Annotated in this window: 16 protein-coding genes; 5 read left to right on the plus strand and 11 right to left on the minus strand. The window is 57.8% G+C overall.

The genetic code is table 11. From position 1 onward, the window contains the following. Positions 1 to 39: 39 nt before the first annotated feature. Complete coding sequence (gene ppc, locus FHS30_RS00090) at positions 40 to 2,655, minus strand: phosphoenolpyruvate carboxylase (protein ID WP_183907195.1); 2,616 nt, start codon at positions 2,653 to 2,655, stop codon at positions 40 to 42. Positions 2,656 to 2,728: 73 nt separating this feature from the next. On the opposite strand from ppc, the gene FHS30_RS00095 reads away from it, so the two are divergent. The 5 genes from FHS30_RS00095 (at position 2,729) to FHS30_RS00115 (ending at position 7,395) form a co-directional block, all read left to right on the plus strand. Continuing rightward, positions 2,729 to 2,893 carry a hypothetical protein gene (locus tag FHS30_RS00095; RefSeq protein WP_183907196.1) on the plus strand — a complete coding sequence of 55 codons (165 nt, stop codon included), beginning with the start codon at positions 2,729 to 2,731 and terminating at the stop codon, positions 2,891 to 2,893. Then, positions 2,890 to 4,014: a tRNA 2-selenouridine(34) synthase MnmH gene (mnmH, locus tag FHS30_RS00100; RefSeq protein ID WP_183907197.1), complete on the plus strand. Its 1,125-nt coding sequence runs from the start codon at positions 2,890 to 2,892 to the stop codon at positions 4,012 to 4,014. The genes FHS30_RS00095 and mnmH overlap by 4 nt, the downstream gene beginning before the upstream one ends. A gap of 279 nt (positions 4,015 to 4,293) precedes the next feature. Further along, on the plus strand, positions 4,294 to 4,569 hold the full coding sequence (locus FHS30_RS00105; protein ID WP_183907198.1) for a hypothetical protein: 276 nt from the start codon (positions 4,294 to 4,296) through the stop codon (positions 4,567 to 4,569). Positions 4,570 to 4,620: 51 nt separating this feature from the next. Next, the gene (selD, locus tag FHS30_RS00110; RefSeq protein WP_183907199.1) at positions 4,621 to 6,840 is read left to right on the plus strand and encodes a selenide, water dikinase SelD; all 2,220 of its coding nucleotides are present in this window, start codon (positions 4,621 to 4,623) and stop codon (positions 6,838 to 6,840) included. An 87-nt stretch (positions 6,841 to 6,927) separates the two neighbouring features. Further along, positions 6,928 to 7,395, plus strand: coding sequence for a TlpA family protein disulfide reductase (locus tag FHS30_RS00115; protein WP_183907200.1), 468 nt, complete (start codon positions 6,928 to 6,930; stop codon positions 7,393 to 7,395). A 51-nt stretch (positions 7,396 to 7,446) separates the two neighbouring features. On the opposite strand, the gene FHS30_RS00120 is transcribed toward FHS30_RS00115, so the two are convergent. From FHS30_RS00120 to FHS30_RS00165, 10 genes are all read right to left on the minus strand, one after another. Further along, positions 7,447 to 7,809 carry a DUF2750 domain-containing protein gene (locus FHS30_RS00120; protein WP_183907201.1) on the minus strand — a complete coding sequence of 121 codons (363 nt, stop codon included), beginning with the start codon at positions 7,807 to 7,809 and terminating at the stop codon, positions 7,447 to 7,449. Between the two features lie 72 nt (positions 7,810 to 7,881). Further along, positions 7,882 to 8,640: a YgjP-like metallopeptidase domain-containing protein gene (locus tag FHS30_RS00125; protein ID WP_183907202.1), complete on the minus strand. Its 759-nt coding sequence runs from the start codon at positions 8,638 to 8,640 to the stop codon at positions 7,882 to 7,884. Continuing rightward, complete coding sequence (locus FHS30_RS00130; protein ID WP_183907203.1) at positions 8,592 to 9,029, minus strand: hotdog fold thioesterase; 438 nt, start codon at positions 9,027 to 9,029, stop codon at positions 8,592 to 8,594. The genes FHS30_RS00125 and FHS30_RS00130 overlap by 49 nt, the downstream gene beginning before the upstream one ends. Beyond that, positions 9,029 to 9,676, minus strand: a complete 648-nt coding sequence (locus FHS30_RS00135) for an MBL fold metallo-hydrolase (protein ID WP_343048923.1) — start codon at positions 9,674 to 9,676, stop codon at positions 9,029 to 9,031. Before FHS30_RS00135 ends, FHS30_RS00130 begins: the two co-directional genes overlap by 1 nt. Before the next feature lie 46 nt (positions 9,677 to 9,722). Continuing rightward, complete coding sequence (locus FHS30_RS00140; RefSeq protein ID WP_183907204.1) at positions 9,723 to 10,316, minus strand: DUF4136 domain-containing protein; 594 nt, start codon at positions 10,314 to 10,316, stop codon at positions 9,723 to 9,725. A gap of 277 nt (positions 10,317 to 10,593) precedes the next feature. Then, entirely contained in the window at positions 10,594 to 11,304 is a 711-nt protein-coding gene (locus tag FHS30_RS00145; protein WP_183907205.1) for a PEP-CTERM sorting domain-containing protein, read from the minus strand. Positions 11,305 to 11,586: 282 nt separating this feature from the next. After that, positions 11,587 to 13,476: a DNA topoisomerase IV subunit B gene (gene parE / locus FHS30_RS00150; RefSeq protein ID WP_221197107.1), complete on the minus strand. Its 1,890-nt coding sequence runs from the start codon at positions 13,474 to 13,476 to the stop codon at positions 11,587 to 11,589. A gap of 79 nt (positions 13,477 to 13,555) precedes the next feature. Continuing rightward, a complete protein-coding gene (locus FHS30_RS00155; RefSeq protein ID WP_246341098.1) occupies positions 13,556 to 14,527 on the minus strand; it encodes a phospholipase A in 972 nt (323 codons plus the stop codon). Further along, a complete protein-coding gene (locus FHS30_RS00160; RefSeq protein WP_183907207.1) occupies positions 14,528 to 15,112 on the minus strand; it encodes a YqiA/YcfP family alpha/beta fold hydrolase in 585 nt (194 codons plus the stop codon). It abuts the gene before it with no gap. Continuing rightward, positions 15,112 to 15,921, minus strand: coding sequence for a metallophosphoesterase (locus FHS30_RS00165; RefSeq protein ID WP_183907208.1), 810 nt, complete (start codon positions 15,919 to 15,921; stop codon positions 15,112 to 15,114). The genes FHS30_RS00160 and FHS30_RS00165 overlap by 1 nt, the downstream gene beginning before the upstream one ends. Between the last annotated feature and the right edge of the window lie 17 nt (positions 15,922 to 15,938).

Consider the following 15,938-nt stretch of genomic DNA (forward strand, 5'->3'; position numbering starts at 1 on the left):
AGTTCACGTTACACTCACTCACAATTTTCGAGTAATTTACTAGCCAGTATTGCGCATACCCGCAGCAATGCCGGTCATGGCCACCATCAATGCGCGGTTGCAATCACTCACCTGATTGTCATCGCCATTGGCGCGCACGCGCGCCAGCAATTCAATCTGAGCGAGGTGCAAAGGCACTAAGTAGCTCTGCCGCACATCCAGTGATTGCTGCCCCCACGCATCGCGCTCCAGCAAGCGTTGCTGACCCAAAAATTCCAGCAGGGTTTCAACATCGCCCGTCAATTGATCGCGCAATTCCCTGCCCATGGGCCGCAGAGACTCTTCAACCAAGCGCGCGTCGTAGAGCGCAGAAATTTCTGTGTTGGCTTTGCTGTACACCATTTCCATCATGGCGAGTCGCGAACGGAAAAACGGCCACTGCTGTTGCATGTCTTTCAGCAGCGCCGCCTGATCTTCGTTCAATGCCGCCTTCAATGCGGAACCAAAACCGAGCCAGCTGGGCAATACCAGACGGTTTTGGGTCCAGGCAAAAATCCATGGGATAGCGCGCAGGGATTCAATACCACCCGACGACTTGCGCTTGGCGGGTCGGCTACCCAACGGCAGCTGCCCCAATTCTTGCTCGGGCGTGGCTTGACGAAAATAGCGCACAAAATCCGGCTGCTCGCGCACGTAGCTGCGATAAGTGGCGCAGGCACGATTGGCCATGCTATCCATCAATGCGCGCCACTCGGGCTTGGGCTCCGGCGGCGGCACTAGCATCGCCTCTAAGATGGCCGATGCGTACAACGATAAGCTGCGCACGGCGAGCTTTGGCATACCAAATTTGTAGCGAATGGTTTCGCCCTGCTCGGTGACCCGCAAACCGCCCGCCACAGACCCGGGCGGTTGCGACAATATCGCGCCGTGGGCGGGGCCGCCGCCACGGCCGATGGTGCCGCCGCGCCCGTGAAACAGTGTCAGCCGCAAGCCTTCCTGTTGGTGCAATTTAATCAATGCATCCTGTGCGCGGTATTGCGCCCACGAGGCCGCCAACACGCCTGCATCTTTGGCGGAATCGGAGTAGCCAATCATCACGTACTGATGGCCGCAGCGGCGGTCTTTGTAGCCGGGCATGGCGAGCAGATCAGTCATCACCTGCTCAGCGTTGTCGAGATCGTCGAGCGTTTCAAACAAGGGCGCAACGGGCAGTGGCTTGCGCACGCCGCAGGCCTTTTGCAGCAGCTCAACCAACAATACATCGGAGGGCTGACTGGCCATAGAAATAATATAAATGCCGAGCATTTCCGCTGGGGCTTCGGCTATTACCGCTACGGTATCCAACACTTCTTTGACGTCGGCCGACGGCGCCCACTGGCTCGGAATGAGCGGGCGCGGATTGTTTATTTCCGCCTGTAAAAATGCCTGCCGCTGCGCTTCACTCCACGCCAAATAATCACCCAACCCCAAGGCCTGGGTAATTTCACCCAACACCTCATCGTGGCGCTCGGAGTGCTGGCGAATGTCTAATCGAATGAGCCCGATACCAAAACACTGTATGCGGCGAATGACATCCAACAGATAGCCGCGGGCGATGGCGCGCAGACCACAGTCCATCAAACTGCGGTAGCACAGGTGCAGCGGCGCCAACAATTGCTGGGCCTCGGTCAGCACCGGGGCGCGACTGTCGGCCACACTGCCAGTGCGATAGAGCGCGTCCATTTGCTCGGCCGTGCTCGCCAATAATTTGCGCAGAGGTCGAATGATTTCGCGGTAGGGTTGCTCGGAAGTTTTGAGCGCCTCCGGCAATGCCGCGATCAATTCTGGGCTGGCCTTCATCATGGACAGCTCCATAGAGAGCTGCTCCAAATCGCGGCCAAACAACTCGGCGCCCTTGGCGCGCGACATGGCGATGACCTGACGGGTGAGCTTGGCCGTCACGAAGGGATTGCCGTCGCGATCACCGCCCATCCACGAACTCATGCGCACGGGCGCTGCCGTTAACGGCAGCGGTTCACCGGTGTAAGTTTCCGCCTGTGCATCCAGGTCGCGCATAAATTTTGGCAGCGCGCTCCAGAGCGAATCTTCGATCACCGCCAAGCCCCAAGAGGCTTCATCAACGGGCGTGGGGCGCACGCGGCGGATGGAGTTAGTGTGCCAATCTTGGGCCATCAACTCTTGAATGCGACGCCTATCAGCCTCGTCCCCACGGCGCAATTGCGCTTCGATTTTGCGGTATTTGTGAATCAATGTGCGGCGCGTCACCTCGGTGGGGTGAGCCGTTAATACCAAGTCGATATTGAGCGCCTCAACGGCCGCTAAAAACTCCGTCTTGCCCCAGCGTTTGCCGTCAAACTGCTCGCGCAAGCTGGCAAAGGGATCGGGGCGATCGATCAGCGTGCGCGCCTCATCCGATACGGTGTAAATTTGCTCGGCAATGTTGGCCATATTGAGAAATTGACTGAATGCGCGGGCGATGGTGAGTAGGGTTTCGTCATCGGCGCTGCCAATTTTTTCCATCAGGGCCTGCAACGCGGCACGGTCGCCGGCGTCGATGGCTTTGCCTTGCAATCGAATAGCTTCGATCAAGTCCAAACACGCGGGGCCCTTGTCATCTGCGATGGTCTGCCCCAATAGGGTGCCCAGCGCTTTCACTTGATTGCGCAATGCGCTCATCATTTAACTCCTGCGAATCTTGCGATTCTTACCTGTGACTTTAGTCGCCCTCTAACGGGGCTTTGGGATGGGAATGGATGCACCGCCCATTCAAACGCAAACCGGCTATGCAGTCAGCGCCGCGGCCATTGTAACAGCGCGCCCACAAGATCGCATGGCCGTCACTGCGCACCGTGTAGCTGGCACCGAGCGCAGGGGTTCAGTAAACTTGCGCCCTCACAACCGAGCCGACCTATGACCCGCGCCAACAGCCAAGACTACCGCCGCATTTTTCTCGACGACCTGCCGTTGATGGACGTGCGTGCACCGGTGGAATTTGACAAGGGCGCGTTTCCGCAATCGGTCAACCTGCCGTTGCTCGATGACGAACAGCGCGCTGCGGTCGGCACCTGCTACAAAGAGCAGGGCCAAGATGCCGCCATCGAGCTGGGCTGGCAGCTGGCCACGCCCGAGATCAAGGCCCAGCGCGCGCGCGCCTGGTTGGCCCACGCGCAGGCACACCCAAACGGCTACCTCTATTGCTTTCGCGGTGGCCTGCGTTCGCGCCTGACCCAGCAAATGTTGCGCGAGGCAGGTTTGGATTACCCGCTGGTCGTGGGCGGCTACAAAGCTATGCGGCGCTTTTTGATCGACGCGCTGGAAACCCACAGCGCACAGGCCCCGCTGGTATTGGTGAGTGGGCGCACCGGCAGCGGCAAGACCCTGTTGCTGCAAAAGCTGGCGCGCCACATCGACTTGGAGGGGTTGGCCAAGCACCGCGGTAGCGCCTTTGGCCGTCAGGTAGAGCCCCAACCGTCACAAATTGAATTCGAAAATTCGCTCAGCATTGCACTGTTAAAGCGACTTGACGAGAGTCAACACCTGCCCCTGTTTGTGGAGGATGAAGGCAAGCTCATCGGCCGTGTATCCATGCCACTGACGTTTAAGGCGCGCATGGAACAGGCGCCACTGGCGGTACTGGAAACGCCCATGCACGAGCGCATAGAGATCGCTTTGGCCGACTATGTGACCGATGCGTGGCCGCAGTACCTCGCGCATTTCCAGGGTGAACAAGCGCGAGCGGAGACGCTGTTTCGCGCACAAATTCTCGACAACCTAGCGCGAATACGCAAACGCTTGGGCGGGCAAAAATACGATCAGATCCACACGCAATTTAGCGCCGCCCTGGATCAATTTTTTAGCGATGGCAACGCCGACTTGTTCCGGCCCGGCATAGAAACCTTGCTCACCGACTACTACGACCCCATGTACGACTACCAAAAGGGGTTGCGGCGCGGGCGCGAGATATTTCGCGGCGACGCCAATGCCTACGTCGCTTGGGCCGCTGATTTTATTGATTCGCACAGCGCGCCGATCTAACCCGCCGCGCGCTGCAGCCGCCTACTCTCCGCTCAGCACCGAATCAGTCTGGGCGACCCGCCCAAACTGGCCCTCTGGCCACCCAATCCAGCCACCTGCCACCGCCCCTAGCCGGAGGAACTAGGCGCCAAGTTTATGTGACACAGTTCACATAATGAAATTGGGGTCCTGTGCTCTAATCAACCGGCGGTTTGACCGCGCGATAACAACAACGTTTGCGCCCATACGCACTGGGCAGCGAATCACATTCTGGCTACATCGATTTAAGGTTGCTCTGCCATGTCCATTCGACCAGTGGAAGTAAGCGCAGGGGAAAAGGAAGTCCACTTCGCGAGCCGACAAGAAACGCTCTACCCGCATCTCATGCGCTTGTGCATGGATTTCAATTTTCGCGTAGTTGAACACCGCGGTTTTCAACTGGCCCCGCAAGACATTCACGCGCCCAGCATCACCCCTGCGTTTGACGATTTAGCCGCGCTAGAATCCCATGTGCATCGGCATATGGTGGATATTCTGCACAGCTATTTAGGTGGCGACGCAGCGCTCACCCATTAAGCCCGCAGGTTTGCCCCCACGCCAGACACCACTGGCGCTATAATCGCCGCCATGAATCATCCCCAACTGCAAGATTTGGTGCTGCTCGGCGGCGGCCATGCGCACGCCCTGCTGATCGCACAGTGGTGCATGGCGCCCGTGGCCGGTGTGCGGTTAACGCTGATCTCACCCGATGCCCTCACCCCCTATTCGGGCATGCTGCCAGGCCTTGTGGCCGGCCACTACAGCGTGGACGACACCCACATTGACCTGGATCGACTCTGTGCCACCGCCGGCTTTCGCTTCATTCGCGCGCGCGCAACGGGCCTCGATCTGGCCGCACAACAGGTGCTGCTCGCAGATCGACCGCCGCTCGGGTTTGACCTACTGTCGGTCAACATCGGGGCGACCCCCTCACTCACCGTGCCCGGCGCCCACACCTACGCCACACCCGTGAAACCCATCAGCCAGTTTTATCCCCGCTGGCAGGCCATAAAAGCCCAGCTGGCCCTGCACCCTGAGGCGCGCATTGGTTTAGTGGGCGGTGGCGCCGCTACCGTGGAGCTGGCCTGCGCCATGCGCGCACAGGCACCAAAGGCGCACATTGCAATCTATCTTGAAGATCATCTGCCGCTGACGGGCTACAGCCAACACTTTCGCGCGCGCGCGCACGCCGAACTAAACCGCCGTCGAATCGACGTTCACGGCAACTGCCGTATCACCCAGGTGGACGCCGATCAGGTGCGCACCGACACCCGAGCCTTTGCCGTCGATCATCTGTTTTGGTGTACCCAGGCCGCCGGCCCAGAGTGGCTCCAAACCACGGGCCTACGTTTAGATGCGCAGGGCTTCATCTTGGTGAACGATCGACTGCAAAGTGTGAGCCACCCGCGGGTATTCGCCGCCGGCGACATCGCCAGCCTATTGGGGCAGACGCGCCCCAAAGCCGGGGTATTTGCCGTGCGCCAAGCGCCGGTGCTGACCCACAACCTGCGCGCATTGTTACTCGCCCAGCCGCTGCGTCGCTACCGCGCGCAGCGCGCGTTTTTAAGCCTGCTATCACTGGGCGATGGCGTCGCCCTCGGCACCCGCGCGGGCGGCTGGCTGCCCACACTTGCCGGCCGCTGGGTGTGGCGCTGGAAAGACCGCATTGACCGCCGTTTCATGGCCATGTTCACGCACTTGGTGCCGCGCCAGATGGCGCCCGGCACCGCACCCAATGACGCCCTGTGGGGCGATCAAACACCACCGCCCTCGGCGGCGGCCATGCGCTGCGGCGGCTGTGGTGCAAAGGTGGGCGCCAAGGTACTTGCGCAAGTTGTCCATCAACTCGACACCATTGAGCGCGCCGAGGTGCGCATCGGGCTGAATGACCCCGATGACGCCGCGGTGCTCCAATGGCCGACAGAAGCGGTTTTGGTGCAGAGCGTGGATCAATTTCGCGCGCTGGTAGACGACCCCTTTGTACAGGGCCAGCTGGCTGCCTTGCACGCCCTGAGCGATGTGTTTGCCATGCGCGCCGAACCGCACAGCGCACAGGCGTTAGTGACCTTGCCCTACGCCCGCGAGGCGCTGCAAGTGCGGGATCTGACTCAATTAATGGCCGGCGCACTGCAGGTACTCAACGGCGCGCACTGCCAACTCACCGGCGGCCACACCAGCGAGGGCGCCGAGCTCTCCATGGGCTTTGCGGTTAACGGCTTGGCCCGCGGCCCGCTGCTGACCAAGGCCGGCCTGTGCGTGGGCGACCACCTCATCCTCACCAAACCGCTGGGCACCGGCTGTCTGTTTGCCGCGCGCGCCCAGCGGGCCACAAAGGGCCGCTGGGTCCACAAGGCGCTCGTGCACATGCTGCAGTCCAACGGGCCCGCCGCCGAACTGCTAGCGCGGCACGGCGCGCGCGCCTGTACCGATGTCACCGGCTTTGGACTGGTGGGGCACCTGTCGGAGATGCTGCGGGCTTCGCACCTGTCGGCGCGGCTGCAGCTGAACCGATTGCCCGCCTTGGACGGCGCCTTGGCCTGCTTGGCAAAGGGTTATGTGAGCAGCTTGCAGACGCAAAATTTGCAGGCCCGCGCGGCGGTGAAAAGTGCAAGCCAGTGGGAGTCCGACCCGCGCTTTGCCTTGCTATTTGATCCACAAACCAGTGGCGGCTTATTGGCAGGGGTGCCCGCAAATCAAGTGGCGCCACTGCTCGTCGCACTGACCGCTGCGGGATTACAGGGCGTCGATATCGGCGTGGTCACCCCAGTCGACGACCACTTAATTGCGCTCGTCGATGCAGAGCGCTAGCGGTTAACCTAACGCCTAAAGCACGGCGAAAGGAACTTAGCCGCGCTGTCCGACTCTAAACCCCATCAATACTCTGGAGTCTGACCCGTGAAAATATCACTGCCCCTGCTGCTCTTTGGCGCCGTGATGGTTCTGCCCGTGACGGCCCAACAGACGCTGCACGGACAGGCCCCCGACTGGCTACTCAGCGACGCCCAAGGGGACTATGTTTCGTTCTACGAAGACAGCGCCAACCAACCCAGCTTATTGGTATTTTGGACACCTACCTGCCGCGCAAAATGCGTCGACGCCATGGAGCGCCTCAACGACCAAGCGCACGCGCAGGGCATTAAAACCTATTTGCTGTTGAATTCGGGTCACACGCGCCATTCAGAGTTACCGACCTTGCCCGCCCGCATGACGCCCCTGTTTAAAGCCCACGCCGTGGGTCGCCACTATGGCGTGCGCGGGCAGCCCACCTGGGTGCTGGTGGACGGCAAAAAAAACATCCTCAACAATGCCCGCGTGGGCGGCGCCCAGCCTGAACTCAGCCGGCTACTTGGGCCCAAACCCTAACCGACGCCCATAAAAAAACCGGCTTGCGCCGGCGCTTGTGCTGAGTGGAGTCTAGCCCAACTCCTCCTCTAGATCTTCGAGCAGATCGAGCGGCTCCTCTTCGGCGCCCTCCAAGTCCTCGTTCCAATTGATGCCGACAATGATCACGTCTTCGTGCATGCCGGGCAACCAATCGTCGAGAAACTCTTCGAGGTCGATGGGTACGGCTTTGTACACTTCCCACTCATCCACGCACACCGCTTCGGCCAATTCGCGGCTAGACCAGAAGGGCATCACATCGGTTTCTTCGTGGCGCAGTGACGGGCACACCGCAAATCCATCCTCACCCTCGAGCGCCCAGACGATGCCGTGCTCTGCAACTTCCACTACAAAGCGGTCGTAGTTTTCATCAAAGTCGTCGCTGAGTTCGGTCATAGGTTGGCCCTAGCTGCTGAGGTGTGAATGCGCGGCTACTATAACTGATGCGGGCTGGCTTGGCACAAAGAATTACATACTCAGGCTGTGTCCGTGGCGCTTCAGCCAACGGCGCGCCTCGGCATAATGCGGGCAGAGTATTTCCACTTGGCGCCAGAAGGCGGCACTGTGATTGGCGTGGCGCAAATGGCTTACTTCATGCGCCACTAAATAGTCCACTACCTCCGGCGCAGCTTGAAGAATCAGCCAGTTGTACTGCAAGTCACCGGCGCTGGTGCAGTGGCCCCATTTTGAGCGCGTAAATTTAACGGCGACTCGCCCCACCGGCTCGCCCAATTGGCCCGCCAACGCGCGGCTTTTTGCTTCGAGCAGCGACAGGGCCTCGGCTTTGTACCAGTCCGTGAGTGCCGCTTTAACGCGCTCCGCTTGAGGCCGCCGGCCGCGCCGCGACAGGCAAACGTGCAGCTGATGATCGCGCAGCGCCACGTGAGTGTGAGTGCCAAGTGCAATCACTAACGGGTAGTGGTTGCCGAGATAAGGCCAGCGCTCCCCTGCCTCATAGCGATACACGGGGCGTTCAGCAAAGCGCGCACGGGCCGACGCCAATCGCTGCTCTATCCACTGGCGCTTGTGCGCGAGCAGGGCCAACAATTCCGATTGTGCGACGCCGATCGGGGCATTCACTTGAATGCGATCGGGGTAGATGCGAATGCCAATCGTGGCGCGCCGGCGCGAGCGCACGATGTGCAATTGACGCAACAGAGTCGGCGGCAGGTCGGCACTCACGGATGGACGTGCGCCACCACCGCCATGGTCAATCGAGAAATGCACGACAGGCGTCCGCGCTCATCCATGATCTCAATCTCCCACACTTGGGAGCTGCGCCCCAAATATTTAACGCGCGCCGTGGCCGACACGGGCCCCTTGCGCACGGCGCGCACATGGTTGGCGTTAACCTCCTGGCCCACGCAAAAATATTTGTGGGTATCTACCGCCATATTGGCGGCCATGGAGCCGAGCGTTTCGGCCAACACCACATTGATGCCACCGTGAATTAGCCCCATGGGCTGCACGGTGCGCTCGCTCACCGGCATGGTGCCGCGCACAAAATCGGGCCCCACTTCGGTGACTTCAATACCTAAAAATTCCGCTGCGGTATTTTTACCCAAGGCGTTTAACTGCGCCGGCGTGGCCGGACTCTTCCAAATGGTATCTGTCATTATCCGAACCTGTGATCGGCCACAAAGGGGTTGGTTTTGCGTTCGGTGCCAAAAGTGGACATGGGCCCGTGACCAGGAATAAATTGCACGGCGTCTCCCAAGGGCCACAAGTTTTTACGAATAGACGTGACCAGCGTATCGTAATCGCCGCGCGGGAAATCCGTGCGTCCGATAGACCCGGCAAACAATACATCGCCCACCCACGCCAATTGTTGGCCCGCGTGGTAAAACACCACGTGCCCCGGCGTATGACCTGGGCAGAAAAATACTTCGAGTTGCTCGCGTCCCACTGTCACTCGATCGCCCTGCTCCAACCAGCGATCGGGCTGAAAATTTTGCACCGGCGGAAATCCCATCATTTGACACTGCATGGGCAATTGATCAATCCAAAACGCGTCCTCGCGCTGCGGCCCCTCGATGGGCAAGCCATGCTTGCGCACCAATTCAGCGGTGCCGCCCACGTGGTCCAAGTGCCCATGGGTCAACAATATTTTGGTGACTTTAACATTCGCCTGCTCAATTGCCGCTTGCAACAAATGCAGATCGCCACCGGGATCGATAAGTGCCGCGTCTTGGGTTTCATCGCACCACACCAGCGTGCAATTTTGTTGGAAGGGTGTCACCGGGATAATTTTGTACTGCAATATAAACTCACTCACACTAAAAAAGGCCCGCGGGCCTTTTTGTCATTGCCTAACGGGTGGTCTGCTCGGGCGGGTATTGGGCCAGAATCGTGCGCACGGCGTGGTAGATAGCGTCGATGCGATCTTGCTGATTTTTGAAATCGGTAATGCGCGCACTTAAAAACCCACGCCAGACAGATTCATTGGTTTTGGGGTCGAGAATATCGATAATTAACGTGCCTTCGGTGTAATCCCTTACCCGGGTTTCAGTGGTGCCGATCATCACGCCCATACCGCGCCCCATGCCGCGACCCCAACCGCAGCCCCAGCAATGGCGCACGCCAGTATTGTAGGTGCGGATGTCTTGCTTGTCTTTGGTGGTCACGTGGTAGCTCACTAGCGCGTCGGCTTTCCCCACTTCGGGCTCGTAGCTAAAGCCCTTGGCTTGCAGCGTTTTTTCAATGGCATTTTCAATGCGGTTGCGGGTAATGTCGCTGGTCAGCGGCGTCATGTTGCGCAGCTTTTCGCGATCGATAAACCGATAGGTTTTCACCTGATTGAAATCGTAGCCCTCATTCCAATCCACATCGGCCCGCTGTTGGTGGCTACAAGCTGCAAGTAGCGCAATAATCCCAACAACAAAAATGGATTTTATTTTGTTCATCTGTGCTGCACCCTTATCGATTGAATGAGTAGCGCTATTATGCCTGAACACCCCATCAATTGCTGTTTTCACCTCAGTGAAGCCTATGATCGTCGGTGTTCAATGCTAAGTTAAAGGGCGGCCTAATCAGGGCCCCCATTCACGTCGATACTACCACGCTTGTGCAAGCCGAAATAATGTGGTGATTAGAATTCTAAACACCCTGCCGGCTAAAAACACAGCCCAAAAAAAAGCCCCATCAAATGGGGCTTTTCAAACGCATTACTGATTTCAGTGATTAAGCACGCTTGCGCGAGTAGGCAAGACCAATCAAACCGAGTGCCAACAGCGCCAAAGGCATGGGCTCTGGTACAGACGCACTGGTGACCCAAGTCAACTCGTCAACCATGAAACTCATGTCGGCAGTAGTGTGACCATGGTAGAAAAAGTCTGTGGAAGTGGCGATGATGCGACCCGCACCAAAGCTGGCGTACATACCCAAGGTAGTGGTGCTATGGCTCAGGAATTCAGTCCAATCTGAATTGCCGCTCAAGCCACCCAAGTGGTGGTTGGCACCATGCACGGTAGTGGCAGAAGTAATGGCGTTGTCAGTCACAGTTTGCGCGCCAGAACTAAAGGTTGAAGATCCGAAGAACGACAAACCCGAGCCATTCATGGCAGATGTTGCAGACGATGCACCATCAAAAATCACGCCACCGCCCATCTGGATGTAGCCCAACAGGGTATCGGTCCAGAAGGTAGAGGAGTAGCTGCCGCCGTACCATGAAAAAATCAGCACGTCATAGCTGGCTTTCAACGACGCAGCGGTCGCGCCATTAACGGCCGCGGTGTTGGTGGTGACTATGGTAGAAGGCTCCAGTGTATTGGCCGCCGTGGTTGCATTTGATGTTGTATTGCCCTGAGGATCAATGACACCAATGACCATTGCGTTTGCGGCGCTAGCCACCGCAAACGTCAACAAAAACGCAAAACTTTTTAACATTTTCATCCTGAAATTCCCTTGTTTAATTTAAATAAGCTCACGGACCCAACCTTTTTAGCAATATTGGTGCCAAAGTGCTAAGCATTTGATTGTTAAAGATTTTTATTTAAATAAAGGTGGATGAAGACGCCAGATGTAAACTTTTTCGACAGAATAAGGATCGAGTACATAGCTCAGATTTGAGTGGACTCAGGCCGGTCACTAAGGCTTTAACCACACAAACCGAAGGTAGATTTATAAAGTAGAAAGGGCGCGATGAGGGCGCGCCCACGTTGGGAACTGCGCAGGCTATAGCGCGATATCAGCGAGATTGCCCTTGCCTTCCAACCACTGCTTGCGATCGCTGGCGCGTTTTTTGGCGAGCATCATGTCCATGATTTGCACCGTATCGTCACCTTCGTCCACAAATAGCTGCACCAAGCGACGGGTGTCAGCGGCCATGGTGGTTTCGCGCAACTGTAGGGGATTCATTTCACCCAAGCCCTTAAAACGCTGCACATTGGGCTTGCCCTTTTTATTTTCCGCCAGTAACCGATCCAGCACGCCCTGCTTCTCGGCTTCGTCCAGTGCGTAATACACTTCTTTGCCCAAGTCGATGCGATACAGCGGCGGCATGGCCACAAAGATATGCCCCGCTTGCACCAGAGGTTTGAAGTGGCGCAAGAACAGTGCACAGAGCAGGGTAGCGATGTGTAAACCATCGGAGTCGGCATCGGCCAGAATACAAATTTTGTGGTAGCGCAAGCCCGACAAATCATCGCTGCCCGGATCGACGCCAAGCGCCACGGCGATGTCGTGCACTTCTTGGCTCGCCAAAATTTCCGTGGAGTCCACTTCCCAGGTGTTAAGTATTTTTCCGCGCAATGGCATGATGGCCTGGCACTCGCGATCGCGCGCCTGTTTGGCGGAGCCGCCGGCCGAGTCACCTTCCACTAAAAACAATTCGCCGCGCTCGGGTTCTGCGCAGGAACAGTCCGCCAACTTGCCGGGCAATGCTGGCCCCTGTGTTACTTTTTTGCGAGCGATTTTTTTACTGGAGCGCACGCGTTTTTGCGCATTACTTATGCACACTTCCGCCAACTTGTCGCCGTCTTCCGTGTGCTGATTGAGCCAAAGGCTAAAGCTATCTTTGGCGACACCGGACACAAATGCAGCCGCCTCGCGCGACGATAATCGCTCTTTCGTTTGGCCGGAAAACTGTGGGTCGTGGTGCTTGTAAGACATCACATAGCAGCAGGCACTCCAGATATCCTCGGGTGCCAACTTGACGCCGCGCGGCAGCAAATTGCGAAACTCACAGTACTCGCGCATGGCCTCCAGCAAGCCGGTCCGCAAACCGTTGACGTGGGTACCGCCCTGCGCAGTGGGAATGAGGTTGACGTAACTTTCCTGAATGGCTTCACCGCCTTCCGGCAACCATTGCACCGCCCAATCACAGGCTTCGGTACTGCCGGTAAAGGTGCCCACAAAGGGCGTCTGAGGCAAGGTTTCCCAGCCCTGGGTGGAGGCATTTAAATAGTCCGACAATCCGTCTTCGTAATACCACTCGTCGGTTTCACCGTTTTGCTCATCTTTGAAGGTAACTTTTAAGCCCGGGCACAACACGGCTTTTGCACGCAGCACGTGGCGCAGGCGCGACACGGAAAATTTTGCCGAATCAAAATAGCTTGGGTTGGGCAAGAAGTGCACTGCGGTGCCGGTGTTGCGCTTGCCGCAGGTATCGACAACGTGCAGGTCGCGGGTTTTTTCACCGTTGGAAAATTCGATCTGGTGCACTTGGCCTTCGCGCTTAATGGTCACCACCAAGCGATCGGATAAGGCATTGACCACTGAAATCCCGACGCCGTGCAAGCCACCGGAAAATTGGTAGTTTTTGTTGGAAAATTTGCCGCCCGCATGCAGCGTCGACAAAATCACTTCCACGCCGGGTTTCTTTTGCTCGGGGTGGATATCCACGGGCATGCCACGGCCGTCGTCACTCACCGTGATCGATTGATCTTTGTGCAGCACCACGTCGATCTGACGCGCGTGGCCGGCCAGGGCCTCATCCACCGAGTTGTCGATGACCTCTTGCGCTAAATGATTGGGGCGGGTGGTTTCGGTGTACATGCCCGGGCGCTTTTTGACCGGGTCCAGGCCCGTGAGGACCTCAATATCTTGGGCGTTGTAATTAGACATCACAGCAGACTTTTGAATAGGGTTATTGAGCAGCGGCCACTATACCGCAGTTGTGCGCGCTTTGTTTAGCAGCGGCCACCTACATCCAGTCGTTCAGCAGAATGCCGACGCCGATGCGGTGGTTGTGGTGGTTGTAGTCGATCAAGCTCTCGCCATAGCCGTTGTAGTACTGCACGTAACCGCGAAATCGACCACCCATGGGAAAGGTCCAATCCAACTGCACGCTGGTGCGGTTCTGATGGCGATGAAAGTTACTCTTGATGGTGGCGGTAAACAGCTGGTCGTCCCACTTATAGGCCATGGCCAGGTCGCCCACGCCCAAATAATCCTCAATGTCGGGATTGTCATCCTCCGCTTCATCTTCCGGGATACGCCACCAAACGCGCGGCACGATGACCAGATTTCCCTTGTCGATCACCGCCGCCGCCATAATTCGGTTCCAGCTGCGGGAAAACTCACCCGAGCGGCCGTTGGACTCGTGGTTGTAGCCCAAGGTCAACGCGCGCACGGTGTAACCGCCGCCGGTCAATTTGGTGTCCCAGCGCAGCATGGCCTCGGGCTCATAGTTGGTCTCCCGAAACGGCGCCGAATTTAAGTACAGCTGCCACCAGCTTTGCTGGGTGTAGGCCGCCCATAAATCGGCGCCCAGAATTCCGCGCCCCACCAAGGCCTTGAACGACAACTGGAGCTTGACCTCGGTGTTGTTCATCGCTTGCTCGGGGTGATCTTGATCCCACACATCCGTATTGGGTGAATCGTTGAAGGAGCCCAGCAGCAGGTAGTTGCGCCGGTAGGCCGATAACTCGAAGGGGTTATCTACGGTCTCCTGTTCCGCGATGAGGCGCCGCGTAATGGGGCTGGCTTCGCCCTCGGCCTGCTTTTCCACGCGCTCTTCTTGCAGCGTTAACATGCGCTCACAACTCAATCGCAACTCGCCGAGTTCCATGTCGTTACGGGCGGTTTTCAACTTATCTAATAAACAGTCATCCATGGCATCCGCGTGCACCATCGGCACGCTTAGCACCCATAAAAATATCAGCCAACGGGCCATCTATTGCTCCTCAATGGGCAGTAAAAAATTTACCGCCGCTTCTATGTGACGCTCAAAGCCTTGAAACGCGTGATCGCCGCCGGCTTCAACGGTTTGCCGGCAGCGCTGATACTTGGCGACCGCCAGCCGATAGTCCAAGGTTTCGTCGCCCGTTTGTACCATCAACCAATAGCGCGCGGGGTCCTGTAAGGAGGGCGTGTCGCAGGCCGCCAAATCCGCTAAATCCCGCTCGGTGAGCGTGTAGGTATCATCGTTGTGAAAGTTTTTAACGGGCTTATGCAAATACTGGGGCAGTAAGGCCATGGGATTGACCGAAGGATTGATCACCACCGCGCGCACCCCGAATTGTTCCGCCAGCCAGGTGGCCCAAAACCCTCCGAGACTCGAACCCATCACCCCCACCGGACCTTGGGCGTCGCGCATTATTTGTGTCAGCGTAGCGCGGGTGGCGCAGGGGTGCGGCGTCAGCGCCGGGCAGCAGTAGCGAATGTCGGGCCGGTGCTGTGTCAACCAGTCGCGCACTTGCACAGCTTTAAAGGAGCCCGGCGAGCTGAGAAAGCCATGCAGGTACAACAGCTGGGGCATCAGTAGCCCGTAGAATTAAAATCGATGGGGTAATCGCGGTGCGCAATGCGCTTTATACCGGTGTCAAACGTGCCATCAGCATTGAGCTCAAACCAGCGAATACCCGGCATGGCATCGTCCAGAGCAAACTCGTCGTTGTCGGGCAAAAACTGAATGCAGGTAGACGGGCTCGCCAACATGCGAATGTGGCCGCGCATTTGATCGTAGGCCTGATGCACATGGCCCCACACCACACCTTTCACTCGCGCACAGGGATCCACTAGGGCAAAGAAATCCGCGTGCGCGCGCACGATGTATTGGTCGATCCACGCGCTGCCCACGGGCTGTGGCTGATGGTGTAGAAAAATCAATGCCGGCTTGTCGGACGCGGCCAAGGTTTGGGCCAGAAAATCGAGTTCTTGCGCGGTTAAATCGCCGTGCTCATGGCCCTGCACATAGGTGCTGAGCAAAATAAACTGCCACTGACCCGCGTCGATCACCCGCGGGCTGCCACCCTTTACTGCGGCATCCATGGCATCCGGTAAATCGTGATTACCGGGAATCCACGCGTGGGGCACTTGGGTGTAGCCGTCCACTAAGGTTTGGTAGCGGCTGTATGAACCTACGTGGCCATGGCTGGATACATCGCCGGTGTTGATGATGAGGTCGGCAGGCTCGTTGGCAACGAGTGACATCACATCGTGCAGGCTTTCATCGGTATTGAGACCCAACAACTCCTCACCGGGGTATTCACCCAAATGGCAGTCTGTAATCTGCAGCAACCGCAAGGGCCGATCGTGGGGAAAGCTGATGTGAGTTGGAAAGTCCATCCGGTTGAACCAGTCCT

This window comes from Simiduia aestuariiviva (genome assembly GCF_014192475.1).
Taxonomy (GTDB): Bacteria; Pseudomonadota; Gammaproteobacteria; order Pseudomonadales; family Cellvibrionaceae; genus Simiduia; species Simiduia aestuariiviva.